Raw genomic sequence first — 829 nt, forward strand, 5'->3', positions numbered from 1 at the left:
TTTCATGGCATCAACAAAACTGTCAAGAGCGAGGTACACGCTTGAGTTCAAGCTCGAAGCGGTCAGATTGGTCAAGGCGGGTCAGAGCGTAAGCGCAGCAGCCAAGACTCTTCAGGTTAGTCCTCAGACCCTGATTGCTTGGGTAGAGAAGGAAAAGCAAGGCACGCTGAGTCTGGTCAAGGGCAAAGTGGTCACTGAGGAGCAAATGGAACTGGCTCGGGTTCGAGCCGAGAATACCCGACTGAAGATGGAGGTCGAGATATTAAAAAAGGCCAGCGCATACTTTGCCAGGGACCTGAAGTGAAGTATGCGTTCATTAATAAACACAGGTCCGACTGGCCAGTATCTATCCTGTGCGAGGTGCTTGAGGTGAGTCCGAGTGGATTCCATGCCATGAGGCAGCGCCACCACAATCCTAAACCTGGTCGCTATCAGGGGCGTGCTGGTGTGTCAGATGATTTGTTATTGGCAAGCATCAAGGCCGTTCATCGACGCAGTAAAGGTGAATATGGTTGGCCAAGGGTGTATAAGGCGCTATTGCGTCAAGGCATCCCAGTGGGCAAAGACAGGGTTCGCAGGCTCATGCAGCAACACAACATTGTTGCCAAACATAAACGCAAGTTCCGCGTGACAACGGACTCAAAGCATGACCTGCCTGTGGCACCTAATAGGTTGCAGCGTAACTTCACAGCCAGCAGTCCTAACGAGGTGTGGGCAACTGACTTGACGTATTTGCAGACCAAGGATGGTTGGCAATATTTGGTCGTATTCATCGACCTGTATAGCCGCATGATAGTTGGCTGGTCCTTGGCTAACCACATGCGCTCAG

Annotated in this window: 1 pseudogene; it reads left to right on the forward strand. The window is 51.5% G+C overall.

Features of this window, described 5'->3' with window-relative positions:
* Positions 1–4: 4 nt before the first annotated feature.
* Positions 5–829 (forward strand): annotated as a pseudogene (locus QQJ87_RS14610) (IS3 family transposase); the annotation flags it as partial.

Origin of the sequence: Limnobacter litoralis, assembly GCF_030160455.1 — a bacterium.
Lineage (GTDB): Bacteria > Pseudomonadota > Gammaproteobacteria > Burkholderiales > Burkholderiaceae_B > Limnobacter > Limnobacter litoralis.